We start from the raw sequence: 1634 nt of genomic DNA, 5'->3' as shown, positions 1-1634 counted from the left end.
TTCTACTTGACTTTTATTGCTACAATGCCAACAGGCGGGAGGAGCACGCCAGCCAGGCGTGCTTTTCTCGTACTCACGCCTAAGCTACAATGGAAGGGAAATTGGCCTGACGAGACTTTTAATGGACTAACCATGTCCGGCTGCTAAACAGTCAGCCATCCTTCCACTGTAGCGTTCGGTTGAGGCAGGTTGAACCACTGGAAAACCAGGATGTTCGTGTGACCAAGCAATTTGAATCGGCAGTGGGAAAACGATGGTAGCCAATTTGAAAATAATTGAGCGGAGGGAAACAGGGTAATGAATGCAGTGGGAATCGACGTTTCCAAGGGAAAAAGCACGGTAGCCATTATGCGCCCCTTTGGTGAAGTGATTGCGGAACCATTCGAGGTATCCCATACGGATACAGAGTTAAGGAAACTGGCTTGCTTTCTGGAGAAGTTGCCTGGAGAAACACGGATCGTCATGGAGTACACTGGGAGCTACTGGCAGCCTATCGCCAAAGTGTTGCACGATGCCGGCTTTTTTGTCTCTGCCGTGAACGCACTACTAATCTATAAATATGGCAACAATTCCATCCGAAAGGGCAAGACAGACAAACTGGACGCTGTGAAAATTGCGAATTACTGCCTTGACCGTTGGACAGATCTAGAGCGCTACTCTCCTACTGATCAGATCCGGCAGACACTCAAAACATGCCGCCGCCAGTACGACCAGTACATAAGATTGAAGGTCAATCTCAAAAACAATCTGATTGCATTGTTGGATGGGACATTTCCTGGCGTCAATACATTGCTCAAAAGCGCCCCCAGAGATACGGATGGGCACGAAAAGTGGGTGGATTTTGCCGGAAAGTTTTGGCACCGCCAGTGCGTTTGTGGGAACTCCGAGAAAGCGTTCGCAAACCAGTATCGAAAATGGTGTGCCAAAGCCGGTTACAGATTCAACGCAGAAAAGGCTGTGGCCATCTATTCCCACGCTGGCTCGCAGGTGGATACGCTTCCAATGTCCTCTGCAATCCAGAGCCTCATCACCCATGCGGTAGCTCAGCTCAACATGATCATAGAAACAATTTCTGCGATTCAACATGAGATGCTCACGCTGGCTTCACAGCTTCCAGAGTATCCAATTGTGATGCGGATGTTCGGTGTTGGCCCTGTCCTCGGCCCTCAACTTATGGCAGAAATCGGCGATGTGCGCCGCTTCCACTGCAAGCAATCTTTAGTGGCCTTTGCTGGCGTGGACGCACCCCCCTGCCAGTCCGGTACTTTTGAATCGAAGAATAGGCATATTTCCAAACGCGGATCCCCCAGACTGCGCAAAACGCTTTTCCAAGTCATGTCCACCATCATCCAACATGCACCCGCTGATGATCCTGTATACCAATTTCTTGACCGTAAAAGGCGGGAGGGCAAGCACTACTATGTTTACATGACTGCTGCGGCAAACAAGTTTCTAAGAATCTACTATGGCACTGTTATGGCCTATTTCGAGAAGCCGTAGTTTCATCTAACCGATGATTTTCATTTCATCTCCACGGCCGCCAAGATACGACGGTCTGTTTTGCTATGCCCATTTTCGAGGAACTATCTTTTTTATTTTTGTGTTTTTAGGCCTTGACAGCTCTTGGCAGGTTT

Annotated in this window: 1 protein-coding gene; it reads left to right on the top strand. The window is 48.9% G+C overall.

What is annotated here, in order from left to right; all coding sequences use genetic code 11:
* The first annotated feature begins 297 nt into the window (after nucleotides 1-297).
* A complete protein-coding gene (locus B5E43_RS14710) occupies nucleotides 298-1500 on the top strand; it encodes an IS110 family transposase (protein WP_087397916.1) in 1203 nt (400 codons plus the stop codon).
* The last annotated feature ends 134 nt before the right edge of the window (nucleotides 1501-1634 follow it).

It is taken from the genome of Flavonifractor sp. An100, assembly GCF_002161175.1.
In the GTDB taxonomy this organism is placed as follows: Bacteria; Bacillota; Clostridia; order Oscillospirales; family Oscillospiraceae; genus Lawsonibacter.
This window is presented reverse-complemented; position numbering and strand designations above follow the sequence as displayed.

What these genes read in the sequence shown, in the direction of transcription:
- B5E43_RS14710 (WP_087397916.1), top strand. Translation starts at nt 298, where the DNA reads ATGAATGCAGTGGGAATCGACGTTTCCAAGGGAAAAAGCACGGTAGCC.